The 17,268-nt window shown below is 66.0% G+C and carries 15 protein-coding genes; 7 read left to right on the top strand and 8 right to left on the bottom strand.

What is annotated here, in order from left to right:
- Nucleotides 1–2: 2 nt before the first annotated feature.
- Genes ACZ1I5_RS11775 through ACZ1I5_RS11805 form a run of 7 tightly spaced genes read right to left on the bottom strand, consistent with a single transcriptional unit; the run spans nucleotide 3 to nucleotide 7,024 of the window.
- A complete protein-coding gene (locus ACZ1I5_RS11775; protein ID WP_465169441.1) occupies nucleotides 3–860 on the bottom strand; it encodes an alpha/beta fold hydrolase in 858 nt (285 codons plus the stop codon).
- Nucleotides 857–1,333, bottom strand: coding sequence for a nuclear transport factor 2 family protein (locus ACZ1I5_RS11780; protein ID WP_465169442.1), 477 nt, complete (start codon nucleotides 1,331–1,333; stop codon nucleotides 857–859). The genes ACZ1I5_RS11775 and ACZ1I5_RS11780 overlap by 4 nt, the downstream gene beginning before the upstream one ends.
- The gene (locus tag ACZ1I5_RS11785; protein ID WP_465169443.1) at nucleotides 1,330–2,241 is read right to left on the bottom strand and encodes a hypothetical protein; all 912 of its coding nucleotides are present in this window, start codon (nucleotides 2,239–2,241) and stop codon (nucleotides 1,330–1,332) included. Before ACZ1I5_RS11785 ends, ACZ1I5_RS11780 begins: the two co-directional genes overlap by 4 nt.
- Nucleotides 2,238–3,605 (bottom strand): MFS transporter, encoded by a 1,368-nt coding sequence (locus ACZ1I5_RS11790; RefSeq protein ID WP_465169444.1) that lies wholly within the window; start codon nucleotides 3,603–3,605, stop codon nucleotides 2,238–2,240. The genes ACZ1I5_RS11785 and ACZ1I5_RS11790 overlap by 4 nt, the downstream gene beginning before the upstream one ends.
- Nucleotides 3,602–5,068, bottom strand: coding sequence for an aldehyde dehydrogenase (locus ACZ1I5_RS11795; RefSeq protein WP_465169445.1), 1,467 nt, complete (start codon nucleotides 5,066–5,068; stop codon nucleotides 3,602–3,604). Before ACZ1I5_RS11795 ends, ACZ1I5_RS11790 begins: the two co-directional genes overlap by 4 nt.
- A 1-nt stretch (nucleotide 5,069) precedes the next feature.
- Nucleotides 5,070–5,843: a maleate cis-trans isomerase family protein gene (locus ACZ1I5_RS11800; protein ID WP_465169446.1), complete on the bottom strand. Its 774-nt coding sequence runs from the start codon at nucleotides 5,841–5,843 to the stop codon at nucleotides 5,070–5,072.
- Nucleotides 5,840–7,024: an FAD-dependent oxidoreductase gene (locus ACZ1I5_RS11805; protein ID WP_465169447.1), complete on the bottom strand. Its 1,185-nt coding sequence runs from the start codon at nucleotides 7,022–7,024 to the stop codon at nucleotides 5,840–5,842. The genes ACZ1I5_RS11800 and ACZ1I5_RS11805 overlap by 4 nt, the downstream gene beginning before the upstream one ends.
- Before the next feature lie 201 nt (nucleotides 7,025–7,225).
- Between ACZ1I5_RS11805 and ACZ1I5_RS11810 the strand changes: the two genes are divergently transcribed.
- From ACZ1I5_RS11810 to ACZ1I5_RS11820, 3 genes are read left to right on the top strand one after another with little or no spacing between them, the layout of a single operon-like run.
- Complete coding sequence (locus ACZ1I5_RS11810) at nucleotides 7,226–8,410, top strand: class I SAM-dependent methyltransferase (RefSeq protein ID WP_465169448.1); 1,185 nt, start codon at nucleotides 7,226–7,228, stop codon at nucleotides 8,408–8,410.
- Nucleotides 8,411–8,449: 39 nt separating this feature from the next.
- On the top strand, nucleotides 8,450–9,775 hold the full coding sequence (locus tag ACZ1I5_RS11815; protein ID WP_465169449.1) for an MFS transporter: 1,326 nt from the start codon (nucleotides 8,450–8,452) through the stop codon (nucleotides 9,773–9,775).
- 41 nt (nucleotides 9,776–9,816) lie between these two features.
- Nucleotides 9,817–10,590, top strand: coding sequence for an IclR family transcriptional regulator (locus ACZ1I5_RS11820; RefSeq protein WP_465169450.1), 774 nt, complete (start codon nucleotides 9,817–9,819; stop codon nucleotides 10,588–10,590).
- A gap of 57 nt (nucleotides 10,591–10,647) precedes the next feature.
- On the opposite strand, the gene ACZ1I5_RS11825 is transcribed toward ACZ1I5_RS11820, so the two are convergent.
- On the bottom strand, nucleotides 10,648–11,598 hold the full coding sequence (locus ACZ1I5_RS11825; RefSeq protein WP_465169451.1) for an alpha/beta fold hydrolase: 951 nt from the start codon (nucleotides 11,596–11,598) through the stop codon (nucleotides 10,648–10,650).
- Between the two features lie 214 nt (nucleotides 11,599–11,812).
- On the opposite strand from ACZ1I5_RS11825, the gene ACZ1I5_RS11830 reads away from it, so the two are divergent.
- The 4 genes from ACZ1I5_RS11830 (at nucleotide 11,813) to ACZ1I5_RS11845 (ending at nucleotide 17,222) form a co-directional block, all read left to right on the top strand.
- Nucleotides 11,813–13,225 (top strand): FAD-dependent oxidoreductase, encoded by a 1,413-nt coding sequence (locus ACZ1I5_RS11830; protein ID WP_465169452.1) that lies wholly within the window; start codon nucleotides 11,813–11,815, stop codon nucleotides 13,223–13,225.
- Nucleotides 13,225–14,040 carry an alpha/beta fold hydrolase gene (locus tag ACZ1I5_RS11835; protein ID WP_465169453.1) on the top strand — a complete coding sequence of 272 codons (816 nt, stop codon included), beginning with the start codon at nucleotides 13,225–13,227 and terminating at the stop codon, nucleotides 14,038–14,040. Before ACZ1I5_RS11830 ends, ACZ1I5_RS11835 begins: the two co-directional genes overlap by 1 nt.
- An 8-nt stretch (nucleotides 14,041–14,048) precedes the next feature.
- Nucleotides 14,049–14,642 (top strand): glutathione S-transferase family protein, encoded by a 594-nt coding sequence (locus ACZ1I5_RS11840; RefSeq protein ID WP_465169454.1) that lies wholly within the window; start codon nucleotides 14,049–14,051, stop codon nucleotides 14,640–14,642.
- Nucleotides 14,643–14,864: 222 nt separating this feature from the next.
- Nucleotides 14,865–17,222, top strand: a complete 2,358-nt coding sequence (locus ACZ1I5_RS11845) for a TonB-dependent receptor (protein WP_465169455.1) — start codon at nucleotides 14,865–14,867, stop codon at nucleotides 17,220–17,222.
- Nucleotides 17,223–17,268 lie beyond the last annotated feature (46 nt).

A 17,268-nucleotide genomic window follows, 5' to 3' on the forward strand; every position in this document is an offset into this window, starting at 1 on the left:
CGTCACCCCGGACGTACGCCCGGTCCACCGGGCCGCAAAAACCGCAAGATGGACGCGGCCTTGGCCGCGGCCGAGCGCCCGACATCCTCGATCCGGCCGTTCGGCAACAACGCGGCGAGCCCTTCGCTCGCCGCGCGCAACTCGGGCAATTCGCCTTCCGCGCGCCACACCAGCGTTTCGGCCCGCACCAGCGGCAGGCGCTCCGTCGCGGCATAGCGGAACGCGGCGCGGTATGCCTTGTGATAGGAGGTCAGCCCCTTCAGCACATCGAGCGTCGCGGCGTGCAGGTCCGCCGCGGACGGCATCGCGCGGGTCATCAGCCGGTGCTCGGGATCGCGCAGGAAGTGCGGGAAATGCACGACCTGATCGCGGATATAGTTGAAGGCCCAGGCGAACTGCCCGCCATAATCGTCCGGTGCCATCGCCGGGGCGTAATGCTTCAGGAACAGGTCGCGCGTCTCGGGCGGATAATCGGTCAGACCGTCCAGGATCAGCCGCCCGATGCGATTCGGATGGCGGACCGCCGTCTCGATCGCGATCCGTGCGCCCGTATGCGTGCCATACAGGTCGCACCGTTCGATCTCCATCCTGTCGAGCAGGCCGGCCAGCGTATCGGCATACCAGTCCATCGCCGGATCGGCCGGGGCGAAGCCGTCCGAATCGCCGTTGCCCGGCGTGTCCGGCGCGATCAGCGGTGGGCAGTATTTCGCCGTACCCAGCGCGCCGAGCAGTGGCGCCAGCGCCCGCGACGATCCGGGCGAGGCATGGACCAGCACCAGCGGCGTACCCTCGCCCTCCACGCGCCGCAGATGCACCAGCCCCTGCGGCAGGCGCACGAACGCGCGGTCGATCTGCGTCACGCCCTGGCGGCGATGCGTTCGTGCAGCGCCGGATCGACCATCGCCTCGGCGGCGTGCCGGAGCTGGATCAGCGCAGCGAGCGGGGCCTCGACATAGTGGAACAGCTTCCACACGCCCTCGCGCCGCCGCAGCATCGCGCTCACCCGTACCGCGCCGCCGAACGGCCGGGGGTAGAGTCGGTTGCCCGGGATGAAGACGTTCCAGCGCATATGATAAAAGGCGATGGCGATATCGTCTGCCGCCTGCCGCACGGTCAGCCGGTCGTGAGTCAGCAGCCGGTCGGATTTGCTGCGGTCGATCGCCCAATAGGCATGCACGGCCGGCCATCCGATCATCGGCTCCGCCTCTTCGGCGACGTAGATCGGGCTCTCCTCCGCCTCGTCCCACATCGCGCGCATCGCCGGCACGTCATAGGCGTTCCACAGCCGCACATAGTCAGCGACGAAGGCAGAGATTTCCTGGTCGATAGTCATGCCGATTCCTTCGCAAGATCGCTGGCCGCGAGTTCGATGAGCTCCCCCGCCGCGCCGGACCAGAGCGACAGGCCCTCCCCCGGTGGGGCGGAAAGCGGCAGCGCGGCCAAAATGTCCGGATCATAGCCGTCGGCATTCGCCCGAACGTCGAGCGTCACGATCGCCATGCCCGGCGGCAGATCGCCTGGCCGGGTCGGCCGCGGACCCATCGCATCGGCATAGCCGTCGAGTTCGATGACCGTGCCCCAGTCGATCTCAACCAGCCCGAGATCGGTCTTGTGGTCGGCCGGCAGGCCGTTCGCCTCGTTGATGATGCCGATCGGCGTCGGCCTGGGCGGGCGGACGTGATTGTCGAACCGCGCGGCATAAGCGGCGTTCATCGCCTCAATGTCAGGCCCGCCGGCAACGACCGAGAAGACTCGCCCGACGAACGACTTTGCGGGTCCGAGGTTCATCCCGCAGCCCGGTGGCGCATGCGTGAGATACACGCATTCTCCGGCCGGCCCGATCACCTGCATCGCGCTGATCTTCGGATAATTGGTCAACGGCCGCGGCCCGCCGATGCGGCGGAAGGGCGATCCCTCGATCCGTTCGGCCAGCGCGTTCACGTCCTCGACGATGATCTCGGTCGCATTCCAGCCATGCGTGGTGAGGGCCCGCCATGGCTCGACATGGGGCGTCTCGATGAAACGCAGCGGCACGCGTTCCCCACTTGCCGGCTCGAGCGAGACATAGGGCCGCCCCGCTGCCTCGGGTGCGTTCCAGAATGCCGCCCGCCCGGCCGACACGACGCCGCGATCGGCGACGCAATATTCGAGCACGTCGCAATAGGCACGTTCCATCGCGACGATGTCCGGCACTGAATACGTCACGGCGCGGATTCCGCCCAGGCGGCGTCGATCGGTCATGCGCGGGATTCCCTTGCGGCGGAAAGGGCGATCAACCCCTCGACCTCGATGACGCCGCGGCGATAACCACCGAAACCAAACAGGACGATCAGGATCGCCGGAATACCGATCACCGCCGCCTCGATCGCGATGGCGTAACGCAGGGCGGCCGGATCGCCGAACCAGTCGACCATCAGGCCGACCGGAAGCGGGCCGAGGATCAGGCTCACGAGGCTGAGGATCATGAAATAGAGCGCGGTGACGGTCGATCGCACGTCGCTCGACGTCAACATGGTGAGCGATGCCGGTCCGCATGTGCCGCACAGGCATTGGCCGAACATGAAGAAAGCGAAGCCGACCGCTGCCAATTCGCCGCTCGGCGCCAGCGGATAGAGGATCGTCGCCGGCACGACGATGCAGATGCCCAGCAGGAAGGCGCGCAGGGTGCCGTCCTTCTTGCCCGCCTTCAGCCCGCGGCTCGCCAGCCAGCCGGCAAAGACATAGCCGACCGCACCGATCACCAGGTAGATCAGCCCTGCGGTCACGCCGAAGCGCCGAACGTCCCAACCCCAGGTCCGCTCGAACAGGGCAACGTTCCACAGACTCAGCGTGCCGAGCGTCAGCGACCCGGCATTGCCGAGCACCAGCGGACCGAATGCCCGCCAGCGCGTGGCCATGAAGCCGATTGCCGACAGCAGGGGTACATGCTTGTGTGCGTCAGCGCCGATCGCGCCGCCGATCCGTTCAGTCCGCTGCGGCTCCCGGATCAGCAGGATCAGCGCGGCGAGCAGCAGGCCCGGTGGACCGGCGACGAGGAACACCAGCTGCCAATGCTCGACCGCGCCGGCCAGCGGCATCACCACCGGCGGCAGGCTCGAGACATAGGCGACCAGCGGGCCGCCGCCGAGGAACGCCATGGCTGATCCGAAGGTCGTGCCCGCCATCATCAGCGCGATCGCGCGCGGGCGGCGGCTGCGGTCGAAATAATCGCTGATCAGGGACAGCGCGCACGGCGTCAGCGCTGCCTCGCCCAGCCCGACGCCGAGCCTGGAAACGAGCAGCAGGCCGAAACTATGGGCGAATCCGGCCATCACCGTCATCACGCACCAGATCGCGATTGCGCCGGCCAGCAGCTTGCGGCGGCTGTAGCGGTCGGCGAGATACCCCGCCGGCAGCGCCATCGTGCAATAGAAGACCGCGAATGCCGGGCCGAGCATCAGCCCGACCTGGAAGTCGGTGAGGTCGAGGCTGGCCTTGATCGGCTTGATCAACAGGCTCGGCAGGAAGCGGTCGAGATGCGACAGCGCCTGCGCGAAGAACAGCAGCAGCACCGCCGCCCATGGTTGCCACAGGAACCGGGTCGGTGCGGCCGCCGTGGCGGTCAAGCGCCAAGCTTCCTGAGCGTGATCGGCCGGCGCGGGATCGTGACCGCTTTCTGCCGCGTGTAGAAATCCTCGCACGCCCGTCCGCCGTCGGCGCCGATGCCCGATTCCTTCCAGCCGCCGAACGGCGCGCGCAGCTCGCGCATCATCGGCGTGTTGCACCACACGATGCCCGCCTGGATGCGCTCCTGCGCTTCCATGATCCGCATCAGGCTCTGCGACCAGACATAGGAGACCAGCCCGAAGCGGCTGGCATTGGCGAGCGCGTACGCCTCCTCGTCGGTATCGAACACCAGGATCGCGCCGAACGGACCGAAAATCTCTTCCTGGCAGACGCGCGAATCATTGGAGTCCGCGCGCACCAGGGTCGGCTCGACATAGCAGCCGCGCTCGAACGCCGGCGCGCGCTTGCCGCCGGTGAGCAGCGCGACACCCGCTTCGCCCGGCTGCGGTACGAAGCCGAGCACATGCGCCATGTGCCGGGCCGAGACGAGCGGCCCGATCTCCGTCGCCGGATCGCGCGGATCGCCGACCCGGATGCGCTTCGCCCGTTCGACGAGCGCTTCGATGAAGCGATCGGCGATCCCGCGCTGGACCAGGATGCGCGATCCGGCCAGGCATTGCTGGCCATTGTTGGTGAAGATGCCGAGCAGCGCCCCATCCACCGCCTGATCGAAATCGGCGTCATCGAACACGATATTCGCCGATTTGCCGCCCAGCTCCACCGTGGCCGGCTTGAGCAATTCGCCGGCCGTGCGCATGATCACGCGGCCGGTGGGCGTGCCGCCGGTGAAGGTCACGACATCGACGTCCGGGTTGCGGATCAGCCGGTCGCCCGTGGTCGCGCCGCGGCCGTTGACGAGGTTGACCACGCCTTCGGGAATGCCCGCCGCGCCCAGGATCTCGACCAGCCGGCTGATCCCGAGCGGCGCCTGTTCGGACGGCTTCAGCACGCAGGAATTGCCGAAGGCGATGCACGACGCGATCTTCATCGATCCCAGCGCCAGCGGAGAGTTCCACGGGCTGATCAGCGCCGCGACGCCGATCGGCTCGCGCCGCACGAAGGTCAGATAGTCCGGGTTCTGCTCGAACAGCTCGCCCGCACTCTGGCCGATATAATCGGCGAAGAAGCGGAAATTGTCCGCTGCGCGCGGGATCGATCGGCCCTTGATCTGCGCCAGCGGCAGGCCGGTATTGGCGCATTCGAGATCGCCCAGCTCGGCCGTCGCGGCATCGATCAGGTCAGCGCAGGTGCGCAACACGGCCTGTCTTTTGTCGACTGGCATGGTCCGCCAAGTCCCTTGGTCGAAACTGCGCCGCGCCGCGGCCACGGCACGGTCGATCGTCGCGTTGTCGGCCTCGGGCAATTCGACGATCAGCGCGTCGGTGGCCGGATCGATCACCGGGATCGGCGCTGCGCCGGTGCTGACGGTCTCGCCGTCGATCCATGCGGTTATCATGGTCATCTCATTGTCCTTTCGGGTCGATCGCCGCCGCGCAGCGGGCATACCAGGCGCGGGAAGCGGCAGGGTCGAGCAGGTCGCCGGCACCCACCGCCGCGCAGAGCGCCGCGGCGAGGCAGAGGTTGGAAGACAGGATCGGTACGCCCGCCGTCGCGCTGGCGATCAGCGGCAGCGAGGGCATGCCGGTGCCGCTCAGCAGCACGGCGTCCGCTGCGCCAGGATCGATCCGGGCCAGTGCCGCCGCGGCGGCATCGCTACCCAGCGCGTAGATGCCGCGCGTATCCGCGTCCGGTGCGAGATCGCCCGCTGCGGCGACCGCGACGAGTTCATACCCCAGCCCGGACCAGTAGCGCGTCGCCGCCTCGGCCAGCGCCACCGGATAGGGCGAGATGAGCGCGATGCGCCGCGCGCCGATCCGCTGCAGCGCGCGATGGATCGCCTCGGCCGCGGTGATGATCGGATAGCCGAACCGGTCCTCGCAGGCGGCGGTCGTCGCGCGCACGTCGTCCGGTGAGATCAGATAGGACGATGCCGTGCAGGCGAAGCCGAACACGTCCGGGCGGAACGTGTCGAACGCCGCAAGATCCTCGGCCAGGTCGAGCAGATAGGCGCGCAACCGGTCGGCCGGTGCGCTCGCCCCGCTGGTCAGCCGCGTGACCGTCAGGCTGACCGCCGGCGGCAGCAGGATGGCGAATTCGGTCTCGACCGTCGGATTGGCCTGCGGCGTGCCGATGCCGATGCGGCCCGCGCGGCCGTAATCATAGCCGCCCGCGGTCATGCGATCTCGGCCGCGCGCCGAAGCCCCGCGATCATCGAGCTGCGCAGCAGATGCGCGCGCGCCTGTTCCGGGTCGGCCGCGACGACCTGCAGCGCGCTCAGCATCTCGCGGCGCTTGTCGCCGTCGCGTTCCTGCATCCGCGCGCGGTTGCGGTCGGCCTGCGCGAGCACTTCCTGCTCGGCGATCGGGCGGCGGCGGCGCGTATAGCGGTCGAGCAGCGCCTCCCCTGCCCCGCCCCACACCTGCCGCAAGGTCTCGGCCAGCTCGAACGCGTCGTGCACGCCGCCGTTCATGCCCATGCCACCGGCGGGCGAATTGACGTGCGCTGCGTCCCCGGCGAGCAGGATGCGGCCGGCGCGGTAATCGTCGGCGATGCGCATGTGCACGCGGTAGGCGCGCGTCTCCAGCACGTCGTGCGGCGTATCGCTCGGCGCGATCTCCTGCAGCTTGCGCGCGATGCTGGCCGGCGTCAGCCCGTCCTCGATGCTCTCGTCATGATCGGGATAGAGGCTGCAGCGCCACAGCTGCCTGAGCCGCAGCAGCGAGAAGGTGCCGCCCGCCTTCCACACATAATTGACGTTCGACAGGCCCGGCAGATGATCCTGGAACGGAAAGGTCGTCGTCGCGAGGATCGTCGTCTCGGGATAGGTCTTGCCCTCGAAGCCGATCCCGGCCGCCTGCCGCACCACGCTGCGCGATCCGTCGGCGCCGATCACATAGCGGGCGGTGAACGCGACGGGATCGCCGCCCGCCACCGGGCGCGCCGTCACCGTCACCCCGTCCGCATCCTGCACCACGCGCTCGACTCGCTGGCCGAGCAGCAACCGCACCTTGCCCTCCGCCCCGAGCCGCTCGAGCAGCAGCGCGCACAGCCGCGACTGTTCGCATTGCAGGCGAAACGGATGCCGCGTGTCCCCGGCCAGCACCGAAAGGTCGAATTCGGCGCGCTCGCCCGTCTCGTGAAGGCGGATCTGCCAGGTCGGGCTGCGCAGGCCCTGCGCCACCAGCGGCGCGGCGAGCCCGAGCGTATCGAGCATGTCGAGCGTCGGCGGATGGAAGGTCGAGGCGCGCAGGTCAGTCGCCAGCACCGGCTCCTCGGCGATCAGCGTGCAGGGGATGCCGTGCTGCCCGAGCAGATAAGCGGCGGTGAGCCCCACCGGCCCTGCCCCGACAACGATCACGCCCGTTTCCATGCCCGTCGCCGACCCCGTTGACCCGTGGATGATTTGTATTACTTCTAATAGGAATGAGGCGGGCGCAAGCGGTTTCTGAGCGGGTACGAATAAGCATTGGATAATCGCCGCAGGCGCATTGCTACGGCTGAAAGAGCATGTTAGCCTGCATTCAGAACAGTGTTCTAAATGTTGGAATGGAGGGTCGAGATGACCGATACGCTGGTTTCCAATTCCGCCGTCGCCAACATCGAAACGGTGACAAAGCCGACGCATGACGAGATCGCCCGCCAGCGATTCTGCAGCACGCTGCGCCGTCACGCGATCCAGGATTTCGCGACCGCGCTCGAAAGCGATTACCACGAGCGCATCGCCCCCAAGGCGCCCGCCCCGGCCGACTGGCGCGACATCGACCGCGCGATGCGCAACGAGCCGTCCTACCGCTTCTACAGCACGCTACGCTACAACGCGCAGGAGATGTGTTTCCAGTCAGTCCAGCCGGAAGTGGAGCGCGCCCTGCCCGAGCTGATCGCCGTCGCCCGCGACGCGGCGGAGCGCAACCCGGCGGGCGGATCGCTGCGCCTGACGCCCGGGTTCGAGGTGCCGGCCTATGTCACCAATCTGGACGTGCACCTGACGCCGGGCTGCTTTCACAGCGAATGGACTGACGACGATGTCGCGCAGGGCGCGGTCGTCAGCCTCGGCGCGCGCGTCTTCACCGCGCAGCAGAGCCACCGCAGCTGGGGCGGCGTCGCCCGGGTCATCAGCCGCTGGATCAAGACTGAATTCCCCGATTTCACGCCCACCCGGATGCTCGATCTCGGCACCACCTCGGGCAAGAACCTGATGCCCTATGTCCAGGCCTTTCCCGACGTGGAGGCGCACGGCATCGATGTCGGCGCGCCCCTGCTGCGCTACGGCCATGCCGCGGCCGAGCATGACGGGCTGCCCGTCCATTTCAGCCAGCAGAATGCCGAGCAGACCAATTTCCCCGACGGGCATTTCGATCTGATCGTCTCCAGCTTCTTCTTCCACGAAATCCCGGTCTGGGCGTCGAAGAAGGTGATGGCGGAATGCCATCGCCTGCTGAAGCCCGGCGGCCTGATGATCCACCAGGAACTGCCCGCCCATGATCTGGTCGATGCGTGGGAGAATTATTTCTGGAACTGGGATACCCGCAACAACAACGAGCCGGCCTATACCGCCTGGCGCAACCAGGATCCCATCGCGCTGATGGCCGGCGCCGGCTTCGATCCGCAGGCGAGCTTCGCGCACATCCTGCCGGACATCGCGGCCTATCCCGATCGCGGCACTGCCTTTGCCTGGGACGAGCCCGGCCGGCCGCGGCACGGCAAAGGCGGCTGGTATGTCTTCGGCAGCCGCAAGCCCGGCTGATCTTCACTCATCGCACACCACAACAAGGGGGCGCCGCGCGTGACACTTGAGAAGAACGGCCCGGCGTACCGCTGGTATGTCGTGATATTGCTGCTCGGCGTCTTCATCCTTTCCTATTTCGACCGGTTCATCCTCAGCCTGCTCATCGAGCCGCTGAAAGCGTCGATGAAGCTCAGCGATTTCGAGGTCGGGCTGCTGCTCGGACCGGCTTTCTCCACTTTCCACGTGCTCGTCGCGATTCCGCTTGGCTGGTATGCCGATCGCTCGAACCGCAAATATCTGCTTCTCGCCGGCATCGTGATCTGGTGTTCGATGACGGTCGGCAGCGGCCTGGTCGCGACCTTCCTGCCGCTGTTCCTGATGCGCCTGGGCCTCGGCCTCGGCGAGGCAGTGGTCAGCCCCTGCTCGGTCTCGATCATCAGCGATTATTTCAACCGGCGGGAGCGGCCGCGCGCGATCAGCGTCTACATGGCCGGGCCCTATCTCGGCGCAGGCCTCGCTTTCCTGCTCGGAGGCCTGATCGTCAGTCACCTGCAGACGCTTGGCCATGTCGACTGGCCGATCTTCGGCCGGCTCGCACCGTGGCAGGCGACCTTCGTGCTGGTCGGCATTCCGGGCTTCATCTTCGCCGGCCTGATGATGACGGTCAGGGAGCCGGTGCGCCAGGAAACCACGACCGAGCGCCCCCCCGCCAGCGCCGCCTTCAAATATATGGGCCTGCGCTGGCGCGGCTTCGGCGCGCTGATCGTCGGCTCTACCTGCAATTTCGCCCTGAGCGCCCTGACCTTGTGGAACGTGCCACTCTTCTCGCGCCTGTGGGGCTGGGGCATCGCGGAGACCGGCCTCGTCACCGGGCTGTTCTATTTCACCGCCGGCCCGATCGGCACCGCCGTCGCGGTCTGGGCGCAGCGGCATTTCGCGATCGGCCGGGTCGATGGTTCGATGCGCGTGCTGATCCTCGGCCTGCTGATCTGCGTGCCGTGCAGCGCGCTCTATCCGATCATGCCGAGCGCCCCGATCGCGGTGATATTCATGTTCGTCGCCTTTATCGGCAAGTCGGTGGCGACCGCCGGCGGCCCCGCCTCAATGGCGCAGATCACCCCGGGCGAAGTCCGCACACAATCGATGGCGATCTTCAACACCTTCATCTCGCTGATCGGGCCGTTGCTCGGCCCGCCGATCATCGGCTTTGCTACCGATATGACCGGTGATCCGAAGATGATCGGTGTCGTGCTCAGTTGCTATGTTCTCGTGCTCGGCATTCCATCGATCCTGCTCTGCATCGCCGGGCTGAAATATTACCGTGCCGCCGTGAGCGAGCTTGAGTTGGCACTGGCGAATTCCCCCGCCCATGCGCATAATTGAACAACGCCCCTGCCGGGCCAGATAGACGAGCGGAGACGGAATTGGACAAGACGATCGTCAAGGGCATGCAAGTGCTCGAAGCGCTGGTCGCCGCACCCGAACCGATGGGCGTGTCCGAACTGGCGCGCCAGGTCGGGCTCACCAAAAGCAACGTGCACCGCTATCTGCAGACCTTCATCGCGCTGGGCTATGCGGCCTCTGCCGACAGCCGCTACACAGCGACGCTGAAGGTCTGGCAGCAGGGTGCGAAAGTGATCGAACGGCTGGATCTGCGCCGCTCGATCCGCCCGATCATGGATCAGCTCGCCCGCGCCACGCTGGAAACGGTCCATCTCGCCATCTCGGACGGCGCCGACGTGATCTATATCGACAAGTCGGAAGGCGTGCATTCAGTCCGCGCCTTTTCGGAGATCGGGGAGCGCGCGCCGACTCACTGTTCGGCGACCGGCAAGGTCTTCCTCGCCTTTCATCCGACCGCGCTGCGCGAAACGCTCGAGCGCCCCTTGCGCGCCTACACGCCGCGCACGATCGTCGATCCCGACGCGCTGACCGCTGCGGTCGATGCCGTGCGCGAGGGGGGCATCGCGATGAACCGCGGCGAATGGGAAACCGCGGTCGGCGGCATCGCCGCGCCGGTCTGGGGCCCGGACAACCAGATCATCGCTGCAATGGGCCTGGCCCTGCCGCTGTCGCGCCTCAGCGAAGAGAATAGCGCGACCCTGGTGACTCAGGTCCGGGCCGCTGCCGCCGAGGCGTCGCGCGCGCTCGGGGCTTCGGTCCCGCGGATTGCCGGGCAGGCCCGTCTGGTCGCCTGAATCCCCGGTGCCGTCGACCGGATCCGGGCGCGGCCCGGATCCGGCCTGACGCTCAGCTCATTTCAGGCCCTTCACGAACCCGGCGACGATGTCGGACCAGCGGGCCGGCTCGACGATCAGCATATGGGCCGATCCGTCCGAGAATTTCTCGTATCGGAAATTGGACTTCATCGCCCCGGTCCGCTGGTCGATCGCATTCAGCGCGTCGGCACCGTCCGACAGCACCAGCAACGGCACCGTGATCCTGTTCAGGTCGCTCGCCATGTCGTTGTCATAGACCGCGACATGCGCCACGTCGGAGGCGCCGGCGAGGAAGATGCTCAGGGTCGACCAGTTGATCGTCGCCAGGTTGCGCGGATAGGCGCCCTGCGCCTTGAACAGCTTGGCGTAATAGGCACTGAGATGACTGCCGTCGGGCTTCAGCTGCAGGTCGGGAGGCGGCAGCGCCTTGCGTTGTGCGCGCTCGGCGTCGTTGTAATTGGGCGCACCGTGCAGCACCACGCCGGTCACCCGCTGCGGAAAGCGCGCGGCGAAGGCAGCGGCGATCGAGGCGCCGGTATGATGGCCGGCAACCATCACCTTGCGGATCTTCAGATAGTCCAGCACCGGCGCGACATTGTCGGCATATTGCTGGATCGTCGGCATCCCGTCCGGCGCATCGGACATGCCGTAACCCGGCGTGTCGATCGCAAGCGACCGGATGCCCCGCGCCGCGAGGCAGGGCTGGATGTCGGCGAATTCGACCAGCGACCAGGGCGTCTGGTGGAGCAGCAGGACGACCGGGCCGTTCTTCGGCCCCATCAGGCGGTAATGTACCTGTCCCATCGGCGTCGGCGCATAGCCCTTGCCGCCCTTCAGCACGCCCAGCCCGTCCCAGCTGGCATCCTGCATCGATGGCGGCACGCAGGCGGCGGCCCGCGCGGTCGGCGGCGGTGCCGCGGGTTCGTTGGCGGCAAGCGCGCTTGCGCCCGAAAGTACGCCGAGCAGGATCAGGCTGCGTATCACCACCGAAATCTCCTTGTATCACTATATAGAACACCGTTCCATAATGAAGACTGACGCCGCGAAGCGGGCGAGTCAATGCTGACGGACCGGCGCACGATACGGCGCGTAACTTTGTTTCGGGCGGTCCGCGAATTGGCGCTTGACCATGCCTCATTGCCCGGCATAGCATCATTATAGAACGATGTTCCATTATTCAGAACAAGTGGAAAGACGCCTAATGTGGGACCTGATTGTGGTGGGCGGCGGCTCTGCGGGATTGCCGGCGACCATCTTCGCGGCTGAAAACGGCGCGCGGGTCCTGCTGGTCGACGCCGCTGAAAAGCTCGGCGGCACGCTCTGGGTCGCGACCGGCCAGATGAGCGCCGCGGGCACGCAGCTGCAGGCAGCGAACGGCATTGCCGATACGCCCGACGCGCATTTCGAGGACGTGATCCGGATTAGCCGCGGCACGATCGATCCAGGCCTTGCCCGGCTCGCGATCGACAATGCCGCCGATACGTTCGACTGGCTGATGAGCCGCGGTTTCGAGCCGCTGCCCGATCACCCGGTCACCGGTTTCGGCCATGAGCCGTATCGGGAGAAGCGTTATTATTGGGGTCCTGAGGGGGGCATCAGCGTGAAAAACGTGCTGGTGCCGATCGTCGAGGGGCTGGCCGAAAGCGGGGCGGTGACGCTGAAGCTCGGCCATGAAGTCACGGCGCTGCGCACGGACCCCGACGGCCGCGTTACCGGCGTCACGGCGCGCGACGCCGATGGCCAGACCCATGATTTCGATGCCGCCAACGTCGTCCTCGCCTCGGGCGGCTACACGGCCGATCCGGCGCTGTTCGCCGAACTCAACGGCTATCCGCTGTACAATGCCGCGCCCTATCCCTTTTCGCGCGGCGCGGGATTGAAGCTCGGCCAGTCGGTCGGCGGCTATCTGCGCGGGCACGACAAGGTGTTCAACAATTTCGGCACGCTCTACAACAGCGCGACCTTTCCGGCGCGCGCGATCGGCACGGTCGAGCATTTCCCCGAACGGCGCGAGCCCTGGGAAATCTACGTCAATGCGGCTGGCCAGCGCTTCATCCGCGAGGATATCCGCAGCGTCGACGCTCGCGAGATGGCACTGAGCTACCAGCCGGACCGGCGCTACTGGATCATATTCGACCAGCATATTCTCGACAGCGCGCCGCCGATCGTCGTCGGCTGGACCCGCGAGGATCTTGCCGCGAAATTCGCCGAAAACGGCCCCTCCTTCGCCTCGGCCGACAGCATCGCGGGGCTGGCCGAGGCCGCCGGGATCGACGCAGACGGCCTCGCCGCCACCGTCGCCGGTTTCAACTACGGGGTGCAGACCGGCAATGATTTCCTCGGTCGCGCCCCCGCCCCTGCCCCCATCGCCCAGGGTCCGTTCTACGCGATCCGCATGCAGGGCGGCGCGATCACCGGCGCGATCGGCCTTGCCGTGAATGATGATCTGCAGGTCATCCGCCAGGATGGCGCGCCGGTCGGCAATCTCTACGCCGCCGGCGAATTGCTCGGCTCCGGCCAGACGATGGGCAAGGCGGCGTGCGGCGGCATGATGGTCACCCCGGCGCTCACCTTCGGCCGCCTGCTCGGCCAGCGTCTTTCGGGAGCCAGGTGATGCTGCCTTCGGTAAACCTCATCCCCGGCGAGCGCCGGCTGTACGTCGATGGTCCGGACGGACAGGTTCATTGCCGGATTCTCGGCACCGGCACGCCGATCATGCTGATCCACCAGGCTCCCTGGGGTTCCATTCAATATCGTAAGGCGATGCCGGTGCTGGCAGCGGCTGGTTATCAGGTCATCGTTCCCGACATGCCAGGCCACGGCATGTCCGATCCGCCGCGCACCGAGGCAAGCATCGAGGGCTATGCCGCAGCCGCAGCCGCGGTGATCGACTCGCTCGGGCTCGACCAGGTCGCGATCGCCGGCCACCATGGCGGTTGCCTGGTCGCCGCGCGGGTCGCCGCGACCCGGCCCGACAGGATCGCCGCGCTCATCACGGACAACATGCCCTATTACACTGCGGAACAGCGCGCCGAGCGCGCCTCCGGCCTGCACGATGCGCAGGAGATCAAGGCGGACGGCAGTCACTTCACCGATCGCTGGGCCACCGTGCGCCGCATCGCCGATCCGGCGTGGAGCGACGAGACGGTGCATGTCGGCATCGTCGCCTATTTCGCGAACGGTCCGTGGAAGGAGGACGGTCACCGCGCTGCGCCGGCCTATGATCTCGAAGCCGATCTCGATGCAATTACCTGCCCGACGCTCGTCATCGCCAGCCGCACCGACCGGCTGTTCCCGATGGGCCGGCAGCTCGTCGAGCGTCGTCCCGGCTGGGCTTATGCCGAGCTGCCGGGCGGCGCCGGCATGGTGTTCGAACGCGCCGCCGAATGGGCCGCACCGATCCTGGATTTCCTGCAACGCAAAGGCTGAACAACCGAATGACGATTACCATCTACGGCCGTCCCGGATCCCGCGCCCGCCGCCCCTTGTGGGTCGCGCGCGAGCTCGGACTCGACGTGCAGAATATCGAACCGGCCGCCGGCGAGACCAGGCAGCCCGCCTATCTCGCGATCAATCCCAACGGCAAGGTGCCGGCGCTGGTCGATAACGGCTTCACCCTGTTCGAATCCTTCGCCGAAAGCCTTTACCTCGCCAAGAAATATGGCACCGGCCGCCTCTATCCCGAGACTGTCGAGCAGGAAGCGCTGGTCTGGCAGTGGAGCTTCTGGGGATTGAACGAACTCGAACGCAACCTGACGGTCTGCCTGTTCGAACGCGTCATAAAGCCGGAAGCCGATCGCGACTCGGGCGCCGCCGAGCAGGCCGAACGGGATCTGCAGGCGCCGCTCAAAGTGCTCGATACCGCGCTCGCCGGTCGCCCATGGCTGCTGGGCCGGGAATTTTCCGTCGCCGACGTCAATCTCGCGGCCATCGCAGCCTTGGCAAAGCCGTCGAAAGTGTCCCTGAATTCATATGCCAACCTGGCTGGCTGGCTCGATCGGGCCGTGGCGCGCCCGGCCTATAATGGGTGATTGTTGCAATCACGACACACTCCGGACGATCCCTCGGGCTAACGCATAATTCACGTGACAGCGCCGAGTATATGTCATAGCTCTATAACAAATAAGAAATGAAGTTTGCAGGCGTGCCGCTGACCTCGGGTTGGCGGAGACGGGATCGTATTGCCCGGCGTTCGGGCGTGGGGTCGGCAAGGCGAAAACGCCGGTCGGCGGCATTTGGAAAAGGGTTCAACGATGACCAAGAAGCTACGATACAGCACTGCTTTCGGCCTCAGTCTCTATGCGATCGCCATCGCTACCCAGGCTCACGCCCAGACCGAAACGCCCGTCGCCACTCAGGCCGCTGACGAATCCGACGGCGTTGGAGATATCGTCGTCACCGCGCAGCGCCGCGAACAGAAGCTGCAGGAGGTGCCGATCGCGATTTCCGCGTTCACCGCGCAGGAGCTTCAGACACGCCAGATCACGCGCACTATCGACCTGCTGTCCTATGTCCCGAACCTGATCGGCCACAACAACACCTCGGTCGGCACCGCCAACAGCTATTCGATGCGCGGCCTGAACAACAACGAGACGATCTCGACCTTCGATCTGCCGGTCGGCACCTATGTCGACGACGTCTATATGTCGCGGCAGAGCGCGAACAATTTCTCGCTGTTCGATGTCGAGCGGATCGAAGTGCTGCGCGGCCCCCAGGGCACGCTGTTCGGCCGCAACACGACCGGCGGCGCGATCAACGTCATCATGAAGAAGCCGGGCGCCGATTTCGGCGGCTTCGGCGAAGTCAGCTACGGCAAATATGATCGCGTGCAGGCGCGCGGCTCAGTCGACATTCCGATCATCAAGGATAAGCTGCTCAGCAAGTTCCAGGCTTATTATATCGACGATGCCGGCTATGTGAAAAACCGCGTCACCGGCGAAAAGCTGAATTCGGAGCACAGCTACGGCTTCCGCGGCGCGCTCCGCCTGCTCGGCGCCGGCAACACCAGCTGGGATATCACTGGCGACTATAATTCCCAGAGCTACGCCAACTTCCCGAACTTCTACGATCCCGCGACCGGTGATCGGGTCAGCTACACGCGGCTGCGCGAGGATTCGACCGTTTCGCAGGTGTTCGGCGGCCGCAACTATCTGTCGCCCGGGCTCGCCGACAACAAGCTTGGCAACACCGCCACCTCATGGTCGGCGACCTCGAACGTGCAGATCGACGCGGGCGACAACCTGACGATCAACCTCATCACCGGCTATCGCCACATCTATAACGAATACCTCACTGACAGCGCGATGAGCCTGGCCAGCGCAAGCACGGTCTACACCTATCCGGGCGATATCGTCACGCCGGTGATGGGCTCGACCTCGGTGCTCGCGAACGACAGCTGGCACGGGCAGTTCAGCCAGGAATTCAAGATCAACGGCGAAGGGCTCGGTGGCAAGCTGAACTACACCGCCGGCGTCTATTATATCCGCGAGGACAACAAGACGAGCTTCGCCAACGTTTCCATCACTGCGGCGGGCGTCGGCACGCTCTCGGCCGATCGCACCATGTACAACAATACCGATGCCATCGCCGGATATTTCCAGGGCGACTACAAGATCACCCCGGCACTGACCTTCACCGCCGGCATCCGTTACACCGCGGAATTCAAGGACATTCATTTCCAACCAAACGCGACTCCGCTGACCCCCGTCGGGATCAACCAGCCCTTCACCACGGCCGACATCATCGCGGCGGGCAATCCGGTGAAGCAGACCGCCAAGGTGTGGACCCCGCGTTTCGCGCTCGACTACAAGATCACGCCGGACATCTCGGTCTACGCCTCGGCGACCAAGGGCTTCAAATCGGGCGGCTGGGTATCGCGCTCTTATAACGCCGCTGGGATGTTCGCCTTCAAGCCGGAGACGATCTGGTCCTATGAAGGCGGCCTGCGTTCGGAATTCTTCGACCGCAAGGTTCGTCTGAACCTGACCGGTTTCTACTTCAACGATTATGACAACCAGTTGCCAGCCGGTCGCGAAAACCCGCTGGTCCCGGGCCAGATCATCTATGTCACGCGCAACTTCGCCGATCTGCGCAACTACGGTCTGGAAGCGGAACTGACGATCGTGCCGGCTCGTGGGTTCAACATCTTCTGGACGGCTGGCCTGCAGCATGCCCGCTTCGTCAATGTCGATCCTTCGGTGCTGACCCAGGCCGCGAACTGCAAAGCGGGTATCGCCGCAACGACCAACTGCAACCAGGGCATCGTCACGGCGGCAGGCAATATCGCCCTGCCCTCGCGCGTGGCGCCGTTCAACTCCACCTTGGGGGCGAACTATACCGCTGATCTCGGGGGCAGCTTCCAGCTGATTCCGTCGGTCACCTGGGCCTATACCGACGGCAGCTATCCCTCAGCACAGAATGATGTGCGCGGCTATCAGAAGGCGCACAGCCTGTTCAACGGCGGCCTCACCCTGCGTAACCGGGAACAGGGCTGGAGCCTGTCGGCCGACTGCACCAACTGCTTCAACAAGCGGTACGTGGCGTCCTTCCTGATCTTCCCGTACCTCAACGAGCCGGGTCGGTGGACGGTGCGTGCGCGCTTCGACTTCTGATTGCCAATACCGAGGGGCGGGGCGCAGACATTGCGTACCGCCCCTC

The organism is Sphingomonas sp. BL-S-30, assembly GCF_055521475.1.